Annotated in this window: 15 protein-coding genes; 10 read left to right on the top strand and 5 right to left on the bottom strand. The window is 66.3% G+C overall.

What is annotated here, in order from left to right; genetic code table 11:
* Positions 1-96 precede the first annotated feature (96 nt).
* Positions 97-753 carry a plastocyanin/azurin family copper-binding protein gene (locus LAQ58_RS10655; RefSeq protein ID WP_224447448.1) on the top strand — a complete coding sequence of 219 codons (657 nt, stop codon included), beginning with the start codon at positions 97-99 and terminating at the stop codon, positions 751-753.
* A gap of 47 nt (positions 754-800) precedes the next feature.
* Here LAQ58_RS10655 and LAQ58_RS10650 read toward each other — a convergent pair whose 3' ends face one another.
* Together LAQ58_RS10650 and LAQ58_RS10645 are read right to left on the bottom strand one after the other, a co-directional pair.
* Complete coding sequence (locus tag LAQ58_RS10650; protein WP_224447447.1) at positions 801-1856, bottom strand: glycosyltransferase; 1056 nt, start codon at positions 1854-1856, stop codon at positions 801-803.
* A gap of 78 nt (positions 1857-1934) precedes the next feature.
* Complete coding sequence (locus LAQ58_RS10645) at positions 1935-5822, bottom strand: hypothetical protein (protein WP_224447446.1); 3888 nt, start codon at positions 5820-5822, stop codon at positions 1935-1937.
* Between the two features lie 243 nt (positions 5823-6065).
* Between LAQ58_RS10645 and LAQ58_RS10640 the strand changes: the two genes are divergently transcribed.
* Positions 6066-7886 (top strand): S9 family peptidase, encoded by a 1821-nt coding sequence (locus LAQ58_RS10640; protein ID WP_224447445.1) that lies wholly within the window; start codon positions 6066-6068, stop codon positions 7884-7886.
* 84 nt (positions 7887-7970) lie between these two features.
* The gene (locus LAQ58_RS10635; RefSeq protein ID WP_224447444.1) at positions 7971-8774 is read left to right on the top strand and encodes a ZIP family metal transporter; all 804 of its coding nucleotides are present in this window, start codon (positions 7971-7973) and stop codon (positions 8772-8774) included.
* 79 nt (positions 8775-8853) lie between these two features.
* Here the strand turns inward: LAQ58_RS10635 and LAQ58_RS10630 are convergent, their stop codons facing one another.
* Positions 8854-9279 carry an RDD family protein gene (locus LAQ58_RS10630; protein WP_224447443.1) on the bottom strand — a complete coding sequence of 142 codons (426 nt, stop codon included), beginning with the start codon at positions 9277-9279 and terminating at the stop codon, positions 8854-8856.
* Positions 9280-9400: 121 nt separating this feature from the next.
* Here LAQ58_RS10630 and LAQ58_RS10625 point away from each other — a divergent pair, with 121 nt between their 5' ends.
* From LAQ58_RS10625 to LAQ58_RS10605, 5 genes are all read left to right on the top strand, one after another.
* Positions 9401-9820 (top strand): cobalamin B12-binding domain-containing protein, encoded by a 420-nt coding sequence (locus LAQ58_RS10625; RefSeq protein WP_224447442.1) that lies wholly within the window; start codon positions 9401-9403, stop codon positions 9818-9820.
* Entirely contained in the window at positions 9817-10908 is a 1092-nt protein-coding gene (meaB, locus tag LAQ58_RS10620) for a methylmalonyl Co-A mutase-associated GTPase MeaB (RefSeq protein WP_224447441.1), read from the top strand. The genes LAQ58_RS10625 and meaB overlap by 4 nt, the downstream gene beginning before the upstream one ends.
* A gap of 117 nt (positions 10909-11025) precedes the next feature.
* The gene (locus LAQ58_RS10615; RefSeq protein WP_224447440.1) at positions 11026-11934 is read left to right on the top strand and encodes a glycosyltransferase family A protein; all 909 of its coding nucleotides are present in this window, start codon (positions 11026-11028) and stop codon (positions 11932-11934) included.
* Positions 11935-11989: 55 nt separating this feature from the next.
* Positions 11990-12919: an alpha/beta fold hydrolase gene (locus tag LAQ58_RS10610; RefSeq protein ID WP_224447439.1), complete on the top strand. Its 930-nt coding sequence runs from the start codon at positions 11990-11992 to the stop codon at positions 12917-12919.
* A gap of 191 nt (positions 12920-13110) precedes the next feature.
* A complete protein-coding gene (locus LAQ58_RS10605) occupies positions 13111-14244 on the top strand; it encodes a DUF8173 domain-containing protein (RefSeq protein ID WP_224447438.1) in 1134 nt (377 codons plus the stop codon).
* Between the two features lie 40 nt (positions 14245-14284).
* Here the strand turns inward: LAQ58_RS10605 and LAQ58_RS10600 are convergent, their stop codons facing one another.
* Both LAQ58_RS10600 and LAQ58_RS10595 read right to left on the bottom strand, forming a co-directional pair.
* A complete protein-coding gene (locus LAQ58_RS10600) occupies positions 14285-14659 on the bottom strand; it encodes a Zn-ribbon domain-containing OB-fold protein (protein ID WP_224447437.1) in 375 nt (124 codons plus the stop codon).
* Complete coding sequence (locus LAQ58_RS10595; protein ID WP_224447436.1) at positions 14659-15825, bottom strand: thiolase domain-containing protein; 1167 nt, start codon at positions 15823-15825, stop codon at positions 14659-14661. Before LAQ58_RS10595 ends, LAQ58_RS10600 begins: the two co-directional genes overlap by 1 nt.
* Positions 15826-15985: 160 nt before the next feature.
* On the opposite strand from LAQ58_RS10595, the gene LAQ58_RS10590 reads away from it, so the two are divergent.
* Together LAQ58_RS10590 and LAQ58_RS10585 are read left to right on the top strand one after the other, a co-directional pair.
* The gene (locus LAQ58_RS10590; protein WP_224447435.1) at positions 15986-17293 is read left to right on the top strand and encodes a M28 family peptidase; all 1308 of its coding nucleotides are present in this window, start codon (positions 15986-15988) and stop codon (positions 17291-17293) included.
* 149 nt (positions 17294-17442) lie between these two features.
* On the top strand, positions 17443-18156 hold the full coding sequence (locus tag LAQ58_RS10585) for an NAD(+)/NADH kinase (RefSeq protein ID WP_224447434.1): 714 nt from the start codon (positions 17443-17445) through the stop codon (positions 18154-18156).
* The last annotated feature ends 107 nt before the right edge of the window (positions 18157-18263 follow it).

Raw genomic sequence — 18263 nt, 5'->3', positions numbered from 1 at the left:
GGCGGCCGCGATGGTCACGTCTTCGTATATGAATCTCCGTACGTCGGGCGGGTACGAACCAAAGTATTCACTACCGCCCGATTCTAACTCGACTTCATGAGCAAGGACGCTATCTCGCGGCGCACGTTCCTCCGGGCGACGGCCGGTGCGACCGCGACAGTGGCGGGGGCGACGACCGCAGCCGCCCAAGAGGACGGAAACGGCACGTCCGGCAACGAATCGTCGGGGAACGAAACAGCCGGAAATGAGACGGCGGGCAACGAGTCCTCCGGTAACGAGTCCTCCGGTAACGAGTCAGCCGGCGGGTCGGGCGGCGGTGGCGGCGGCACCGAAACCGTCACGGTCGGCGCCGGGAGCGACGGACTCTCGTTCGACCCCGAGGAACTCTCCATCCAACCGGGGACGACGGTCGTCTTCGAGTGGGCGTCCGACGGCCACAACGTCGTCCCCAACGAGGGCGACTGGGGCGAAGAGCAGATTCACGACGAAGGATTCTCCTTCGAGCACACCTTCGAGGAGGAGGCGACATACGAGTACGTCTGCGAACCACACGAGGACGCCGGGATGGTCGGGACGATAGAGGTCAGCGAAGACGCCGGAAGCGGCGGCGGTGGTGAAGGTGGCGGCGGATCCAGCGTGCCGTCGGTCCCCGACAGCGCCAAATCCATCGGCGTCGCGACGACGTTCTCGATGGTCGCGACGCTCGGTCTCGGCTACTTCTTCATCAAGTACGGCGGCGACTACGAGTCGTAGGCGGACGCGTCGCCGGCGGCGGTTTTTTTGTCCTCGATTTCCGACGTTCAGAACAGCCCGTAACTGTCGACGGCTCGCTCGTAGCAGTCGACGTAGCGGCCGAGCACGTCGTCGCAGTCGTACCCGTCGAACGCCTCGTCGTGTGCCCAGTGGTCGAACGCGCCTGCGGCGACGATTCGCTCGGCTATCTCCTGCGGACTGGTCGCCAGCGACCCCCGCTCGCGGCCTTCGACGAGTTCGTGGGCGCTGGACCCGACCTGGTACTCCACGACGCTGACGCAGCCGCAGGCGAGCGCCCACAGGAGGTTCCGCGCGAACGGTTCGCGCTCGGCGGTCTGGACAAACACGTGCGCGCCCTTCAGCACGGATACGAGTTCTGCGTCCGACAGCGCCCCGAGAAACGTCACGCGGTCGTCGATGCGGAGGTCGCGGGCGGTTCGCTCGACCCGTTCCCGCTCGGGACCGTCGCCGACGACGGCGGCCGACCAGTCCCTGTCGCGCAACTCAGCGAGCGAGAGCAGAAACGACTCGACGTTCGCGTGCTCGTCGAGGTGCCGCGCGTAGACGAGCTGCGCCCGTTCGTCGGTCTCCCTCTTGCGGACGAGCGCAGTGTCGATACAGCCGGGAACGACTTCGATGCGCTCTTCGGGTGCGCCGTACTCTCTGACCCACGTTTTCACCGTCTCCGACGGTGCGACGACCAAGTCGGCTCGCTTGGCGGCGCGGCGGTAGCCCGAACGGGCGTTCTCGGGGTCGTCCCACCAGTCGACGACGACGGGCGTCCGGAGAAATCGTCCGGCCGTCTTCGCGGCGGCGACGTGCTTCGGCGGACTGTTCACCGCGTGAATCACGTCCGCACCGACTTTTCGGAGCGCGAACGGGAGTTTCGAGGCGAATCCGCGCGTCGAGGGCTCGTCCGACACCCGTCGGTAGGTAATTCCCTCGTGTTCGAACTCAACGACCTCGCCGCCCCACCACTTCGCGCAGAGGACGACCGGCTCGTGGCCGCGGTCCAACAGGTATCGTACGGTTCGTCGCGTTCGCCGAGTCACCGGCGTCTCTTCGTGATGCGTCGTGAGCATCGAGACGAACGCGACACGCATACGCACCGGAATGTCGGGCGGTGATAAAAATCCATGCCATTCGAGAGATATGACGACGCTGGAGGGCGAGAAATCGCCTCAGCGGCGGTGGTAGCGCCGTAGAACCAACAGCGGAAGCGCGACCAGCATCGCCCACGGCAAGGCACTTGCAGACCATGCGACCGTCCCGACGAGTAACTCGGTAGTCGTCGCGGTGTCGTCGGAGTCCGTCTCGGTCGGAGTTTCGGTTGATGACTCAGTCGGCGTCTCGGTTTCCGTCTCAGTCTCGGTTTCCGTTGCCGTCTCGGTCGGTGTCACGGGCTCGGTCGTCGTAGTCGTCTCTGTGGGCGTCTCGGTCGGCGTTTCAGTTGGTGTTTCGGTCGGCGTTTCCGTCGGGGTTTGTGTCGGCGTTCCTGTCGGTGTCTCGGTCGTCGTCTCCGGGCACTCTTCTACCGCTATCTGGGCCGTTCTCTCACCGTTGACCTGCACCCGAGCGCTGTCCTCGCGGAACGCCGAGAAGATGACAGTCTCGCCCCCGAAGTTCGAATCCTCGATAGTTCTCGTCTCTCCCGGTTCGAGTTCGACGGAGAACACGACTTCCGAGGTACTGAGTCGGTAGTTGACGGTCGTGTTCAACTCGTTGGGATTCGTCACGGTCACCGCTTCGCAGTCGGCCGACTCGACGACGATGTCCTGTGGTTCCGGACACGGCGCGATTTCAATGTCAGCCGTCTCCCCACCGTTGACCGGAACGCGGACGCCGACTTCGTCGGAAAACGCGCTGAATCGCGTATCGGCACCTTCGGCCGCCTCGACCGTCACGGTCTCACCTGGTCCGACGATGACGGATTCGTCCGGTGGACCGTCGAGGTTGTAGACAGCAGAGACGTTGACGCTGAAGTTGTTCGGGTTCGTGATGGTGTACTGCTGACACTGCTCGGACGAGATGGTGAGCGACTGCATTTCGGGTTCCGGGCACGGCTCGGACTCGACAACCCACGACCGTCTCTCGCCGACGACGAGTCGTCGCTCTCCGCCGCTTATCGGCACTTCGGCGTCTACCTCCTCTGAGTAGGCGGAGAATCGGTACGCCTCGCCGAACTGCGAACCGTTGAGCGTCATCGTCTCACCGGGACCGACCGTCACTGACTGCGACGCCGCACCGCTGCGGTTCGGCGAGTACGTGACGTCGACGCTGAACTCGTTCGGGTTCGTGATGATGAACTCCTCGCACTGTTCTGAGGTGACGTGGACCGGTTCGAACTCGGTATCCGGGCAATCCGCGATCTCCACTGGTTCGGGACCGATTCCCCCGTTCCTTGGAACGTTTCTATCTGTCCCGTCCGCAGATCGGACCGAGAACAGCAACGTTTCGCCTCCGAACGCCGACTTTTTGACCGTAATGGTCTCACCCGGTTCGACTAACAGCGGCGGGAACGGCGGATTGTCTATCGCACCGGGGAACGACCTGAAGTCGTACGGGAATCGAGCGTACGTGTACCTGACCTCGATGGCGAAGGCGTTCGGGTTCGTGATGGTGAACTGCTCGCAGCCGGTCGAATTGATGCTTACCGACCGCACGATGTCGACGCACGCCGTGATTCGAGTCGAGTAGCTCTCGCGACCGAGTTCGCCAGTCGGGTCGTTGATGAACACAACTGCACCGTTATCGGCGCGTTGGGCGGTGACGTTGATCTCGACGAGCGTGTCGTTCTCGGTCGAGAGTTCCGCGTCAGAGACGTTTCGGGTCTCATTCGGTGCCAGCGTGACGTTCCGCGTCACGACCTCCGTGCCGTTACGACTGATGTCGTAGGTGACGTTCACCCTGTACGGGTTCGGGTTTTCGAGGGTGAACTGGTTGCAGTCGTCCTTCGTCACGTTGATGTTCGGAACGCCGCCACAGCGGACGCCGTCGAGACGCACTTCACGGTCGTCGTTCACCGGCACTTGGTCGCCGGATGAGTCTTCGCGCTCAGCGGTGACTCGTATCGTCGATTGACTGAACGAATCGGCACCGATAGCCGAGTCATTCACGACTCTGGTTCCCCCGGGCGAGAGTACGATGTTTCTCGTCGTGTTCGGGACGCTTTCTGTCTCGTAGAGAACGGTGTAGCTCACGTTCACTGCGAAATCGTTCGGGTTCTCGAATCTGAGTTGCTCGCAGTCGACCGACTCAGCAGTCACCGACTGCACTGCCGGGCCCGGAGGAGGCGTTTCAGTGGGCGTCTCTGTCGGCGGCCGTTCAGTCGGCGTGTCCTGTGGTTCTTCGGTCGGTGTTCCCGATTCGCCCGGCGTCTCAGGCGCTCCGGGTGTCTCGGGCCCACTCGGTGTGCTAGGCGTCCCCGGTTCTCCCGGCTCAGCTTGTTCTCGCGGCGGTTCCGGCACCTCACAGCGACCCTGAATCAGGTACGCCGCGCCCGCACCCGGTTCGTTGCTGTCGGCGTACGGCGCACCTACGAGGATATCCTCCCTCTCGTCGCCGCTGAGGTCGCCGGCACCGGAGACGAAGAAGCCCGCCCGGTCGTTCGGGCCCGCGCCGCTGAACGTCGCGTTCGCGTCGGCGAGGCTCTGCGGGCCGTCGAGCGTGTCACCGCCGTAGACGAGATACGCCGCACCCGCGTTGGAGCCGTTCGTGCCGTTGCGTGGCGCGCCGACAAGTACGTCGTCGAACTCGTCACAGTTCACGTCGCCCGAACCCGCACTTGAGACGGACCACCCGGCCTGGTCACCGTCGCCGACGCCGTAGAGCGTCGCGTTCGCGTCACGCAACGACTGTGTCGCTGGCGGCGAGTCGCTGCCGAAGACGACGTACCCGGCACCGGCGTTGGGTCCGTTCGTGTCGTTGCCCGGCGCGCCGACGAGGATGTCACCGAACCCGTCGGCGTTCACGTCGCCCGCCTCGGAGACGGCGAACCCGGCGTTGTCGTCCGCGCCGACTCCGGCGAGTCTCACCGACGCGTCCGAAAGCGAGCGGTCGCCGGTCTCGTTGGCGTCCAGTATCACGTACGACGCACCGACGTTCGGCGCGCTGCTGTCGTTGCCGCGAGCGCCGACGAGGAAGTCGACTCGACTGTCGTTGTCGAAGTCTCCTGCGGTTGAGACCGCCCAGCCGGCCCGGTCGTTTTCGGCCTCGCCGAGGTAGGTTGCGTTTGCGGTCGTCGCGTTTTCGAACGCGTCGCCTCCGAGCGCGACCGGGTCGAAGAGATACGCCGCACCCGAATCGTTACCGGCGGTATCGTTGTACGGTGCGCCGACGAGAACCGCCGTCGCGTTCGTCGCGTTGGCGAACTCGTCGCTGCCGTTGCCGAGAACCGCCAGCGAGTGTCCGAACTCGTCGCCGCCTCCGGTGCCCGCGACGGTAGCGTTCGCGTCGACCAACGAGACGATACCGGAGCGGTTCTCGGAGCCACGCAGGAGGTAGACGGCTCCCGTGCTTCCGTTGACGCCGGGTGCGCCGACGAGTACGTCGCTCAGACCGTCGCCGTCGACGTCACCCGCGGCGACGCTCGTCCCGGCGAGGTCGCCGGCTTCGACGCCGACGAAGGTGACGTTCGCCTCCGAGACGTTCAGACGCTCGGTGTCGACGGGGCCGTAGAAGAGGTAGACTGCACCTGCGTCGACGCCGACGTTCGGCGTTCCGTTCGTCGCGTTACCGCGGTCAGCCCGCGGCGCGCTGACGAGGACGTCACCTGCGCCATCGCCGTTCACGTCGCCGGCGGGAACGACTCGCCACCCGGCGCGGTCGGTCACGTTCTGTCCGGCGAACGTCGTGTTCGCCGTCGAGAGGTTTCGGTCGCCGTCGACGGTTCCACCAAGTGGGTCGTCGGTCTGCTGTGCGGCTGTCGGCCCTGTTACCGTCGTCTCGTGGGACTGCGACCCGAGTGCGGCGAGCGGTCCGACGCCCGCGAAAACCGTCCCGACGAGAAGAACGAGGACGACCGTTCCGACGGTGTACCCCGACACCCGTTGTTGTCGGGTTGTGCTCATTCGAAGTCGGAAGACAGACCATTGCTTTGTTATGTGCTAACAACCTCCAAGAAATTCGGTCGTGTTTCGGACAGTCCGCGCGACAGTTTGGAATCGACACCTCCCCGAACGGCGGTGTTTCTCGCACAGATTTTCGCCGCAGTCGTCGGAAACGGCCAAACTGCGACGTCTCGTACGGAAACATTCCGTTACTCCTCTCCGCGAAGCGAACCGTTTTGGTCGGAGCGGGACACACCGAGCTATATGGAGACGTACGACATCGAGCGGTACCTCAACGTTCGGAGCGCGGGCGGGGGGTCGTTCGGTCCCGACGGCGAGCGCATCGCCTTCCTGATGGATACAACCGGTACGTCGCAGGTGTGGAGCGTCGGCGCGCCCGGTGAGTGGCCCGAACAGCACACGTTCTTCGAAGAGCGCGTCACGTTCGTCTCGTGGTCGCCGGAGCGCCCCGAACTCGTCTTCGGCATGGACGAGGGGGGCAACGAGCGCCAACAACTCTACCTGCTCGACGTGACTAACGGACAGATTACGGACCTCACCGCGATGCCGGAGGCCAAGCACCGCTGGGGCGGGTGGAGCCACGACGGCGAGCGTTTCGCGTTCACCTCGAACCGCCGCGACGAGTCCGTCTTCGACGTGTACGTCCAAGGACGCGAGGAAGTCGGCGACGACGCAACGCTCGTCCACGAGGGTAGCGGCTGGCTCAACGTCGGTGGCTGGTCGCCCGACGACGACCGACTCGTCGTCCACGAGGCGTACTCGAACTTCGACATGGACGTCTCCGTACTCGACCTCGAAACCGGCGAACTGGAGCACGTCACGCCCCACGAGGGCAACGTCCGCTACCAGAGCGTCGAGTGGTCGCCCGACGGCGAGAGCCTCTATCTCACCACCGACCGCGGCACCGACACGCTCCACCTCGCTCGTCTGGACCTCGAAACGCTCGAGTTCACCGTTGTCGAGGACGGCGGCGAGTGGAACCTCGACGGCGTCGCCGTCGACGAGGACACCGGCCGAATCGTCTACTCGCGCAACGTCGACGGCTACACCGAACTCTCCGTCGGCACTCTCGACGGTCCCGACACCATCGACCCGCTCCCCGACCCCGAGCTGCCGAAGGGCGTCGCCGGCGGCGTCAGCTTCGGTCCCGACGCCGAGCGGTTCGCTATCACAGCCACGCGCAGCACCGACAACACGAACGTCCACGTCGTCGACGCGGAGACGGGCGAGACCGAGCGCTGGACCCGCGCGTCGACGGCGGGTATCCCCCGCGACACGTTCGTCGAACCCGAACTCGTCCACTACCCGACGTTCGACGGCCGCGAGATTCCGGCGTTCTTCTCGCTGCCCGAGCGCGCCGGCGAGGCGTCGAAGACGCCCGTCGTCGTCGACATCCACGGCGGTCCCGAGTCCCAACGCCGCCCCTCGTTCAACGGCGTCAAGCAGTTCCTGCTCAACCACGGCTACGCCGTCTTCGAGCCGAACGTCCGCGGGTCGGCGGGCTACGGGAAGGCCTACGGCCACCTCGACGACGTGGAGAAGCGGATGGATTCGGTGAAAGATATCGAGGCGGCCGTCGAGCGGCTCCACGACCACCCCTCCGTCGACCCGGACCGAATCGTCGCCATGGGCGGCTCCTACGGCGGGTTCATGGTACTCGCGTCGGTGACGGAGTACTCCGATCTGTGGGCCGCCGCTGTCGACATCGTCGGCATCGCGAACTTTGTCACGTTCCTCGAAAACACCGGCGAGTGGCGGCGCGAACTCCGCGAAGCCGAGTACGGCAGCCTCGAAGACGACCGGGAGTTCCTCGAATCAATCTCGCCCATCAACCAGATCGAGCGCATCGAAGCGCCGCTGTTCGTCCTCCACGGCGAGAACGATCCGCGCGTCCCCGTCGGCGAAGCCCACCAGATAGTCGAGCAGGCGCGCGAGCAGGGCGTGCCGGTGCGTGAACTCATCTTCGAGGACGAGGGGCACGGCTTCTCGAAGCTTGAAAACCGAAAGACGGCGTACGCCGCAATCGTGGAGTTCCTCGACGAACACGTCGGGTCGGGTGCCTGAGCGACTTCGGTGAAGCCGTACCCTCGGCGTCGACACCCGAATTTATCCGCCGCCGCACCGTCTCCCCGCGTGAGACGATTCGAGATGGTCGCAGTCGAAGAACTATTCGTCCGGATAGTCGGAACGAACCCTGTCGTGCAGGGTCTCGCCGGCGGCGTCGTCATCGCGGTGCTCAACACGCTCGGGGCGCTCGCCGTGCTCGTCTGGAGAAATCCGACGGAGCGGGCGCTCGACGGCGCGCTCGGTTTCGCCGCGGGCGTGATGCTGTCGGCGAGTTTCACGAGTCTCATCCTCCCCGGCATCGCCATCGGCGGCATCGTTCCGGTCGTCGTCGGCATCCTCCTCGGCGTCGCCGTTCTCGACAGAGCCGACAGTTGGGTGCCGCACGTCCACCTCGTCATCACCGGCCGCGTCCGCGAGGACCCGGGGCGGGGGAACCCGCGGACGGCCTCCGTACTCCTGTTCATAGTCGCCATCACGCTGCACAACATGCCCGAAGGCCTCGCGGTTGGCGTCTCGTTCGGCTCGGGGAACATCGGCAACGCGCTGGCGCTGACGCTCGCCATCGGCATCCAGAACATCCCCGAGGGCCTCGCCGTCTCCGTCGCGGCGCTAAACGCGGGACTCAGTCGTTACTTCTACGCGGCGCTGACGGGCATCCGCGCCGGACTGGTCGAGATTCCGCTCGCCGTCTTCGGCGCGTGGGCCGTCGGCATCGCCGAACCCATACTTCCCTACGCGATGGGCTTTGCCGCCGGCGGGATGCTGTTCGTCATCAGCGACGAAATCGTCCCGGAGACGCACGCCCGTGGTCACGAGCGAATAGCGACGCTCGGGACAATGTTGGGGGTCGTGGTGATGCTGTATCTGGACGTAACGCTCGGGTGAGTCGGCGCGCGGACGCGAACGTCCGGAGATGCTAACCTCCACGAAATGTCGAAAAGCGGCTATCGGCGGTTCCGCCTCGTCACTCCGTCTCCACGACGACTGTCTTCGCGACCATGTCGCCGACGCGCTGGGCGTCGTCGGTGAAGTAGATGAGCGCGATGCCCAGCAGGTAGAAGAACGGGAGGCTGTCGACGACCCGGAGCAGATTTCTGGCGAACGAACCGACGAAGCCAACGTCGCTGCCGTCTTTGTTGACAACGACGATGTTCGAGTACTTCTTCCCGTACGTCTGTCCGTAGGCGGCCTCCATGTAGACGAAGTAGAACGGTGGGAGGAGCAACGCGCCGACCACCACCAGAACGAGGACGTTCGTGCTGATCGCCGCGCCGACGCCGGCGAACGCGCCGGCGATAACCGCCAGCAGAACGGCGTCGATGACGAACGCTTCCAGCCGCGGTCCGAACGCTTTCTTCTGTGTTCCGAGTTGTGCTATCGGCCTTTTCATTTGCGAACAAGACTGTGTCTATACTTTATATAAATGTGGTGATGCCCTTATCGAGGGAACGCGGCGTAGTTTGTCCGGATTATCCGTTAGAGTCAAAGCGACGGATAGCGAATTCTCCCTCATGAGCGCAGACGCAGACCAGAGAGCGATTCGGTGTCTCGTGGCGAAGGTCGGTCTCGACGGCCACGACCGCGGGGCGCACGTCATCGCGCGCGCCTTCCGCGACGCCGGATTCGAGGTCATCTACTCGGGACTCCACCGCGCCCCAGACGAAATCGTCCAGGCCGCCGTGCAGGAGGACGTCGACGTACTCGGCATCTCCATCCTCTCGGGCGCGCACAACACGCTCGTCCCGAAGGTCGTCGACGGCTTGAAGGAGTACGGCGCGTTCGAGGACACGCTCATCCTCGTCGGCGGCATCGTCCCCGACGACGACAAGCAGAAACTGAAGGAGATGGGCGTCGCCGAGGTGTTCGGGCCGGGGACGCCGATGGCCGACACCATCGAGTTCGTCCGGAACAACGCCCCCGACCGCGCATGAGTCGGGCCGAACAGTCAGACCTCGTCGACCGCCTCCTCGACGGCGACCACCGTGCGCTCGCGCGGACCATCTCGAAGATAGAGAACCGTTCGCCGGGCTACAGGGAGTTGGTCTCGTCGTTACACGAGCACACCGGCGACGCGGAGGTCATCGGCGTCACGGGCAGTCCGGGCGCAGGCAAGTCGACGCTCGTCGACAAACTCGCGAAGACGTATCGTGACAGAGACGAGACCGTCGGCGTCATCGCCGTTGACCCCTCCTCGCCGTACACCGGCGGCTCCGTCCTCGGCGACCGCATCCGGATGGCGTCGAACGTCGGCGACATGGACGTGTTCTTTCGGTCGATGAGCGCCCGCGGCACGCTCGGCGGCCTCTCGACCGCCACCGGCGACGCCGTCAAAGCGCTCGACGCGTTCGGTAAGGACAAAATCATCGTCGAGACGGTCGGCGCGGGCCAGAACGAAATCGACGTGGTGCGGACCGCCGACACCGTCGTCGTCCTCGTCCAGCCAGGCAGCGGCGACGACGTGCAGATGCTCAAAGCGGGGATTTTAGAGATCGGCGACGTGTTCGTCGTCAACAAAGCGGACATGAGCGGCGCGTCGAAAACCGTCGCGGACCTCGAAGAGATGATTCACCTCCAAGGCGACCCGACGGCGAACCTCGATCTGGGTCACCACGGGGCCGGCGGCGGGTTCGAGAAACCGGAGGTCGCCGACAGCCCCGAAACGAGCGGGAAGAACGGCGAGGGTAGCGACGGCGACGGGGAGGAGGCGTGGACTGCGGACGTGGTCGAGACGGTCGCCACCTCCGGCGACGGCGTCGACGAACTCATCGAAACGCTCGCGGAACACCGCGCGTATCTAGAACGGTCGGGGCGTCTCACCGAGAAGGCGCGGACGCGCTACGCCGAAGAGATTCGGACGCTCCTGCGCGAGGACACCGGCACGCTGCTAGAGGACGAAATCGCCCGTCGCGGCGGGATGGAGTCGTTCGTCGACGCCGTGGTCGAGCGGGAGACCGACCCGTACACCGTCGCCGACGAGTTGGTCGAGCCGCTCCGCGACTGTCTGGACGGCGGCGACTGAGTCGGCGACGACTTTCCCGCCGACGACGACGTGCCGCTCGTCGACCGGCCTCTCTCGCCCACGGAGCCTCCGTCGCGATACTCGGCTTTTTGCGTCTCTTCGATGCAGGTTCAGGTGATGGCGAGTGTTATTCTCCCGACGACGACGTGGACCGACTCCTGCGAGTCGCTCGCTGCCCAACTCGGCCCCGAGGACGAACTACTCGTCGTCTGCGACCGGTCGACAGACCCGGTGGCGAGCCACGACGCGCCCGCGGGCGTCCGCATTCTCGTCGCGGGTGAACCGGTCCGCTGCTCGGCGAAAGCCAACGCGCTGGCGTACGCGCTCGAACGCATCGGGCGAGAGCAGGAGCGAATCGTCCTCACTGACGACGACGTGCCGCGCGACGACGAGTGGCTAGAGCGAATGAAGTCGCTGGGCGAGGAGCACGGCGCGGCGTCGGCGCTTCCGGCGTTCGTCGGCGACGGCTTCTGGCGACTGGTCGAGCCGTTTCTCCTGTTCGTCGTCACGCTCGCGATGTGGGTGGCGAACGCGCCCTGGGGCGGCGGCGTCACCTTCCGGCGCGACCAACTGGACATCGACGCCTATATCTCCGATTTGCGCCGCACAGTCAGCGACGACGACCTGCTCTGGGAGTACCTCGGCGACGAACTGACGACGCCCCGCTCGGAACTGACGCTCGTGCCGGTCGAAGGAGACGCGAGGGCGGTTCACGACCGGTTCGTCCGGTTCGTCAAAATCGTCACTGTCCCGAACCCGGTGGAGAGCGTCGTCCCGCTCGTATCCCTCGCACTGGTCACGCTGGGCTGCCTCCTCGCACCGTTCGTCGCCGCTTCGGCGTTGACGGCGGCGTCGTACCTCACCTACCGATTCTTCGGTATCGACCGCTCGACGTGGCTGCTGGCGTATCCGTCGGCGCTGTTCGTCCCGCTGGCGTTCTGCTACGCGGTCGTCGTGCCGACGTTCCGGTGGAACGGCCGCCGCTATCGGTGGCGCTCGACGTTCGACGTGACCGTCGTCGACTGAGTTTTCGACCGGTGACGGGCGTAGCTATCAAGTCTCTCGCGGCCGACGTTCCCATATGAAACTCCGACGAGCCGTCGGCGGTGCCGCGCTCGGTATCGGCGCAGTCGCGGTCGCGAACCGGATGCTCACGCAGGGCGCGGGCGAACTCGAACCGGCGCTCATCGGCGAGCAGCGGACGTATCGCTGGCGCGGGATGAACGTCGCCTATACCGAAGCGGGCGACCCCGACGACCCGGATCTCGTGCTGCTGCACGGCATCAACGCCGCCGGCTCCAGCGGCGAGTTTCGCGAAATCTTCTCGGAACTCGCGTCGGAGTACCACGTCGTCGCGCCCGACCTGCCCGGATTCGGCCGCTCGGACCGCCCACCGCTCCGCTACTCGGCGGCGCTGTACGAGGATTTCGCGACGGAGTTCCTTGACGAGTTCGACGAACCCGCGGTGCTCGCGTCGTCGCTCACGGCGTCGTACGTCGCCGCCGCGGCCCGCGACGCCAAGGCTTCGCAGTTGATTCTCGTCTGTCCCACGACGAAGGCCGGGCCGGAACCGAAGCAGGCGATTCGGGAACTGTTCCGTGCGCCGCTTGTCGGCACCGCGGCGTACAACGCCATCACCTCCCGGCGCTCGCTGCGGTACTTCAGCGCCGACCACGGCTACTACGACGCCTCGAACCTCTCCGACGAGTGGCTCAGCTACCAGTGGCGGACGACCCACCAGAAGAACGCCCGCTTCGCGCCCGCGTCGTTCGTCAGCGGCTACCTCAACTCGGAGATCGACCTCGGCGGGACGCTCGCGGACCTCGACGTTCCCGTGACGCTCGTCTGGGGCCGCGAGGCCGACGTGACGCCGCTTTCCGACGGGCGGGCGCTCGCCGACGAGGCCGACGCCCGACTCGTCGTCTTCGACGACGCAATGTTGCTGCCGCACGTCGAACACCCCGACTCGTTCCTCCGGACGGTGCGCGAAGAGCTCGCGGAGACGGCGTAACCGTCCGCGAACGCGCTTCGCTCCGCCTCGTTTCCGGTCACCCCGTCGTTTTTGCGCTCAGTTCCTGAGCCGGGTGGGAGCGACGGCTTACGGCCGAAACGATTTTTGTGTGGCCCACAGCCGTTCTACTGTCCGATTAGACTGACAGTGACCGCAGTTACTTGTATCTCAGAAATCATTATTCCCCCTCGATGAATCGAAACACCCGGTCGGTGGCGCTCGTCGTCCTCGCGGTTGTGGTCGCACTGGCGGCGGTTCCCGGCGTCGCCACGGCGATCACTCGGTCCGGCGACACGGTGGTCGTCGCCGAGGACGAGACGGTCGACGAACTCAACGCGTTCGGGGGCTCGGTCGTTGTGCGCGGGACAGTGAACGGGAACGTATCCGCACTCGCCGGTGACGTGTACGTCGCCGACACCGGTCGCGTCGGCGGAAACGTCGCCGGAGCGGCCGGTGCCGTCCGCATCGCCGGCAGTGTCGAGGGGGACGTCGCGGGCGCCTCCGGCAGTCTCACGCTCGAAGAGGGATCGACCGTCGGCGGCGACGTCGCCGCGGGGACCGGGAGTCTCACCGTCGCCGAGGGCGCGACCGTCCGCGGCGACCTCAGCGCCGGGGCGCAGACCGCCAGTATCAACGGCACTGTCGAGGGTGACGCCGAAATCGACGCAGACGAAATTCTCCTCGGGTCGGCAGCCGTGATCGAAGGCGACCTCACGTACGACGGGACGCTCCAACGCGCGGACGGTGCCGTCGTGAACGGCACGGTCGAACGCGAAGACGACCTCGCGACCGCCGCGCCGGTCGGCACCGACGGCCCGCTGATTCCGGGGTGGACGTTCGCCGTCTACGGTCTGCTGTTGAACCTGCTGCTGGGCGCTATCCTCCTTTTCGTCTTCCCGTCGTTCTCCCAGCGCGTGGTACTGGAGGCCGCGCGGAGCCCCGGCCTGTCGGGCGGCGTCGGTCTCCTCTCTGTCGTCGTCGTGCCGCTCGTGCTGCTACTACTCGTACTGACGCTCGTCGGCATCCCGTTGGCCCTCGTCGGGTCGGTGCTGTTCGGACTGCTCGTCTGGGTCGGCGGCGTGTACGGCCGGTTCGCCGTCGGCGCTGTGATTCTTGCCTACACCGACAGGGAAGGCGAGTGGGTCGCACTCCTGGTCGGCGTGCTCGTCGTCGGACTCGTCGTGCAGATTCCGGTCCTCGGGTGGGTAGTGAACCTCGCGGTCGGACTCGTCGGTCTCGGGGCACTCGTCTTGGCGCTCTCCTCGGGCTATCGCCGCCGTCGGGCCGAACGCACACCGACACCGGACGTCGGAGCCGTGTCGTGAAAACAAGTCTCGAAATATCGAACGTTCGACCGGTGTCGACCTACCGAGGTCGGAAGACGACCACCGGTTCGCCGGTCGTTTCGCTCTCCTCGACGCCGACGCCCACGGAAGTGCCGACTTCGAGGTCGTCGAACTCGATCCCTCGAATGACGCCGGTGAGGCGCACCGGACCGAAGTCGACGACGCCCGTCGCGTAGGGCGTGTCGTCGGCGAACGACGGGGAGGCGACGTGGACGACGCTGAACGTTTCTACCGTTCCTGACTCGGGGAGCGGTCTCTCCGCTAACTCCAGCGCGCCACAGTGCGGACAGGTGCGCCGCGGCGGCAACGATCCGTGGTCCTCGGGACAGTCGAGGTAGTAGCCCTCGCCCGCGCCGATAGCCTCGATCCATTCGTCGTAGCCGGTGTCGACCATCAGTTCACCACCTCCAGCAGGTGGACGACGGCGCTGGCGACGGTGCCGCCCGCGTTGTGCGTCAGGCCCACTTCCGCGTCGGCGACGACGTCGCTGTTCGGGTGATCGCCGCGAAGCAGTCGCGTCATCTCGACGAGTTGGCTGCCGCCCGTCGCGCCGACGGGGTGGCCTTTCGCCTTCAACCCACCAGAGAGGTTGACGGGTCTGTCGCCGTCTCGGGTGGTCTCACCGCGGCGGGCCGCGCCGATGGCCTCGCCGGGTTCGTAGAAGCCGAGCGATTCGAGCGCGAGCACCTCGGCGATGGTGAAGCAGTCGTGGACCTCCGCGACGTCGACGTCGTCGGACGTGCGGCCCGCGTCGGCGTACGCCTCGTCGGCCGCTTTCGTCGCCGCCGGGGTCTGCGCGAGGTGCTCGCGGTCCTGAAGCGCCATCTTGTCGCCGCCCTGTCCGCTGCCGGTGATGGCGACGGGGGCGTCGAGGTCGTGTTCCTCGGCGTACTCGTCGCTGACGAGGACGAGCGCGCTCGCGCCGTCGGTGATGGGGCAGGCGTCGAACAGGTGCAGCGGTTCGGCGACGGGAGGACTGTCGAGCGCCTCGTCGACCGTCACCTCGCGCTGGTACTGCGCGTACTCGTTGTTCACGGCGTTGTGGTGGTTCTTCGAGGCGATGTGCGCGAGGTCCTCGCGACTGCCGCCGAACTGCGAGAGGTACGCCCGCGCCATCAGCGCGTACGCGCCGGGGAAGGTGATGCCCGCCCGGACCTCGTACAGTTCGTCAGCGGCGATGGCGAGCGACTCCGTCACGCCTGCCGTCTCCAGATTCGTCATCCGCTCCATCCCGCCGACGAGCACCACGTCGTTCTCGCCGTTTCGGATGTCCTTGATGCCTTGCCGCGCCGCGACGCCCGCGGAGGCACACGCCTGCTCGTAGCGGGTCGCCGGACAGGAGAGTCCGGCCGCCTCGGCGACGAGCGGACCTTGGTGGGCTTGCCGCTCCGCGAGCGCGCCCATGAAGTTCCCGTAGTGGAGGGCTTCGATATCCTCGCGGGGGACGCCTGCGTCCTCCCTCGCGGCGAGTGCGGCCTCCGCGAACAGGTCCCGGCCGGTTCGGTCGGGGTGTCGGCCGAAGTGGGTGAGTCCGACTCCGGCGACTCGTACGGCAGTCATACACGAACGTAGATGATGTTCGGGTAAAGACCTGCCGAATTCCGGAGCCTGCTTCCGGTTTTGCGTACGATAGTAGTGAACGACGAAGCGACAGAACGACGAACCGGAGAGCGACCACGGGGACCACAACGGTTACCGCGCCGCCGGGTCACGCGGAAGCATGGTAGACCACCGCTGGGTCGGCGAGACGTTCATGAGCGACATCGGGTGGAACCACCTCGAAACCCTCGTCGACATCGGGAACCGGATGGCTGGGAGTCCGGGCGAACGCGAGGCGATGGAGCGCACCCGCGACGCGCTGAACGAGGTCGGCGCGCGCGACGCCCGAATCGACGAATTCGAGATGCAAGGCTGGGTACGTGGCGACAGCGCCGTCGAGGCGAGCGAAACCACCCAAGACTGCATCGCGCTGCCGCGCAGCCCGGCCGCCAGCGCGGAGGGCGAGCTTGTCGACCTCGGTTACGGCCTCCCGGAGGATTTCGAGGCTGACCTCGAAGGGAAAGTCGTGATGGTCTCCTCGACGGTGCCGGACCACTATGACCGGTTCATCCATCGCCGCGAGAAGTACTACTACGCCGTCGAAGCGGGCGCGGCCGCGTTCGTCTTCAGAAACCACGTCGAGGGCTGCCTCCCGCCGACCGGCAGCGTCGGAACGCCCGACTCACCCATCGGCGAGATCCCAGCCGTCGGCGTGAGCGCCGAAGTCGGCGCGCGACTCGCGCGTCGGTTCGAGGGCGAGAGCGTCTCGGTCAGCGTCGACTGCGAGACACCGGACGCGACGAGCGGCAACGTCCACGCCGTCGTCGGCCCAGAGACGGAGGAGGAGATACTCGTCACCAGCCACCTCGACGCCCACGACATCGCCGAGGGGGCCGCCGACAACGGGACGGGTACCGCGATGGTAGTCGAACTCGCGCGCATCCTCGCCGACCGAGAGGACGAACTCGACACCCGAATCCGGTTCGTCCCCTTCGGCGCGGAGGAGGTCGGACTCGTCGGCTCCGCCCACGAGGCCGACCAAACCGAGTTCGACGACGTGAAGGCGATAGTGAACTTCGACGGCGTTGCTAATGGGCGAACGCTCAGCTTCTACACGCACGACTTCGACGAACTCGAAGCGGCAGCCGAGGGTGTCGGCGAGAGGTTCGGCCACCCGGTGAGCGTCGTCCCCGAGCAACTACCGCACTCGGACCACTGGCCGTTCGTCCAGTGGGGCGTCCCAGGTTACATGGTCGGCAGCGAGACGCAGGGCCGCGGCCGCGGGTGGGGACACACGTACGCCGACACGCTCGACAAACTCGAGGTGCGGACGTTCCGCGAACAGGCGGTTCTCCTCGCCGAACTCGTCGTCGGCCTCGCGGACGCCGACACCGAAGTCGGGCGCAAATCACCCGAAGAGATCGCCGACCGACTCGAAGCCGAGGGTCACGCCCCCGGAATGAAGATAACTGGCGACTGGCCGTACTGAGCGGGCCCGCGCCGCCGGACGACGGTGGAGACGGCGGTGTGCACCGCGACTCGAAGCGGTCGACTCGACCGGATCCACCGCCGCCACCGACCCCACCGCTGCCACCGAACCGCGCAGACTTTTAGCCGTTGGCGAGCAACAGTCGATCAATGAGTGAAGCGCGCGAGGACTCGGCGACAGCAGTTTCGCTCCGCGGCGACGACGACGGCCGGGTCGAGCGGGCACTTCACACCAATGGCTTCTCGCTCGCCGACGAGGCGGAGGCGGCGTTCGTCGTCGCTGTCGGCGAGCGCGCACTCGTCGAAACCGCTCGCGAGCGACCGGAGCGCCCGATTCTGCCCGTCGACGTCGACGGACGGCACGCCGTTTCGCGGGCGAACGTCGACGCCGCCTTCGGCGGGCTCGTCGAGAGCGACCGACGGACCGTCGAGCACCCGCTTCTGTCGGTCACCGTCGACGGCGACCGCGTCGCCGACGCCGTCTTCGACGTGATGCTGGTCACGAGCGAACCGGCGCGCATCTCCGAGTACGCCGTCCGCGTCGGCGGCGACCCGCTCGACGCGTTCCGCGCCGACGGCGTCGTCGTCGCGACGCCGCTGGGGAGTTCCGGCTACGCGCGCGCGGCGGGCGGACCGATCGTCACCCCCGGCGCGGGCGTCGGCGTCGTCCCCGTCTCGCCGTTTTCGACGCACTCGGACGCGTGGGTCGTCGACGACCCCGTCTCGCTGTCGGTCGAACGCGACGAAGGGGCTGTCTCGCTCGTCGTCGACGGCGACCGCACGACCGCCGTCGACCCGCACGTGCCGGTGACTATAGAGCCGACTGACAGCGTGCGCCTACTCTCTCCGCCGGCGCGCGAGTGAGCGCGTCGCCTATCGCCGCACGCAAGAGGCGCTTCGGCGTCGGTTCGACAGGATTGGAGCGTCGATCCGACGAGATTTCGGCGGCGTTTTTATACTACTTCCGCTCG

Origin of the sequence: Haloprofundus salilacus (assembly GCF_020150815.1) — an archaeon.
GTDB lineage: Archaea > Halobacteriota > Halobacteria > Halobacteriales > Haloferacaceae > Haloprofundus > Haloprofundus salilacus.
Note: the sequence above shows the minus strand (reverse complement) of the source record. Positions and strands in the feature narration are given on the sequence as shown.

Bases quoted from the DNA above. Each gene is read 5' to 3' on its own strand.
- LAQ58_RS10655 (WP_224447448.1), top strand. From the start codon at position 97: ATGAGCAAGGACGCTATCTCGCGGCGCACGTTCCTCCGGGCGACGGCC.
- LAQ58_RS10650 (WP_224447447.1), bottom strand. From the start codon at position 1,856: ATGCGTGTCGCGTTCGTCTCGATGCTCACGACGCATCACGAAGAGACG.
- LAQ58_RS10645 (WP_224447446.1), bottom strand. From the start codon at position 5,822: ATGAGCACAACCCGACAACAACGGGTGTCGGGGTACACCGTCGGAACG.
- LAQ58_RS10640 (WP_224447445.1), top strand. From the start codon at position 6,066: ATGGAGACGTACGACATCGAGCGGTACCTCAACGTTCGGAGCGCGGGC.
- LAQ58_RS10635 (WP_224447444.1), top strand. From the start codon at position 7,971: ATGGTCGCAGTCGAAGAACTATTCGTCCGGATAGTCGGAACGAACCCT.
- LAQ58_RS10630 (WP_224447443.1), bottom strand. From the start codon at position 9,279: ATGAAAAGGCCGATAGCACAACTCGGAACACAGAAGAAAGCGTTCGGA.
- LAQ58_RS10625 (WP_224447442.1), top strand. From the start codon at position 9,401: ATGAGCGCAGACGCAGACCAGAGAGCGATTCGGTGTCTCGTGGCGAAG.
- meaB (WP_224447441.1), top strand. From the start codon at position 9,817: ATGAGTCGGGCCGAACAGTCAGACCTCGTCGACCGCCTCCTCGACGGC.
- LAQ58_RS10615 (WP_224447440.1), top strand. From the start codon at position 11,026: ATGGCGAGTGTTATTCTCCCGACGACGACGTGGACCGACTCCTGCGAG.
- LAQ58_RS10610 (WP_224447439.1), top strand. From the start codon at position 11,990: ATGAAACTCCGACGAGCCGTCGGCGGTGCCGCGCTCGGTATCGGCGCA.
- LAQ58_RS10605 (WP_224447438.1), top strand. From the start codon at position 13,111: ATGAATCGAAACACCCGGTCGGTGGCGCTCGTCGTCCTCGCGGTTGTG.
- LAQ58_RS10600 (WP_224447437.1), bottom strand. From the start codon at position 14,659: ATGGTCGACACCGGCTACGACGAATGGATCGAGGCTATCGGCGCGGGC.
- LAQ58_RS10595 (WP_224447436.1), bottom strand. From the start codon at position 15,825: ATGACTGCCGTACGAGTCGCCGGAGTCGGACTCACCCACTTCGGCCGA.
- LAQ58_RS10590 (WP_224447435.1), top strand. From the start codon at position 15,986: ATGGTAGACCACCGCTGGGTCGGCGAGACGTTCATGAGCGACATCGGG.
- LAQ58_RS10585 (WP_224447434.1), top strand. From the start codon at position 17,443: ATGAGTGAAGCGCGCGAGGACTCGGCGACAGCAGTTTCGCTCCGCGGC.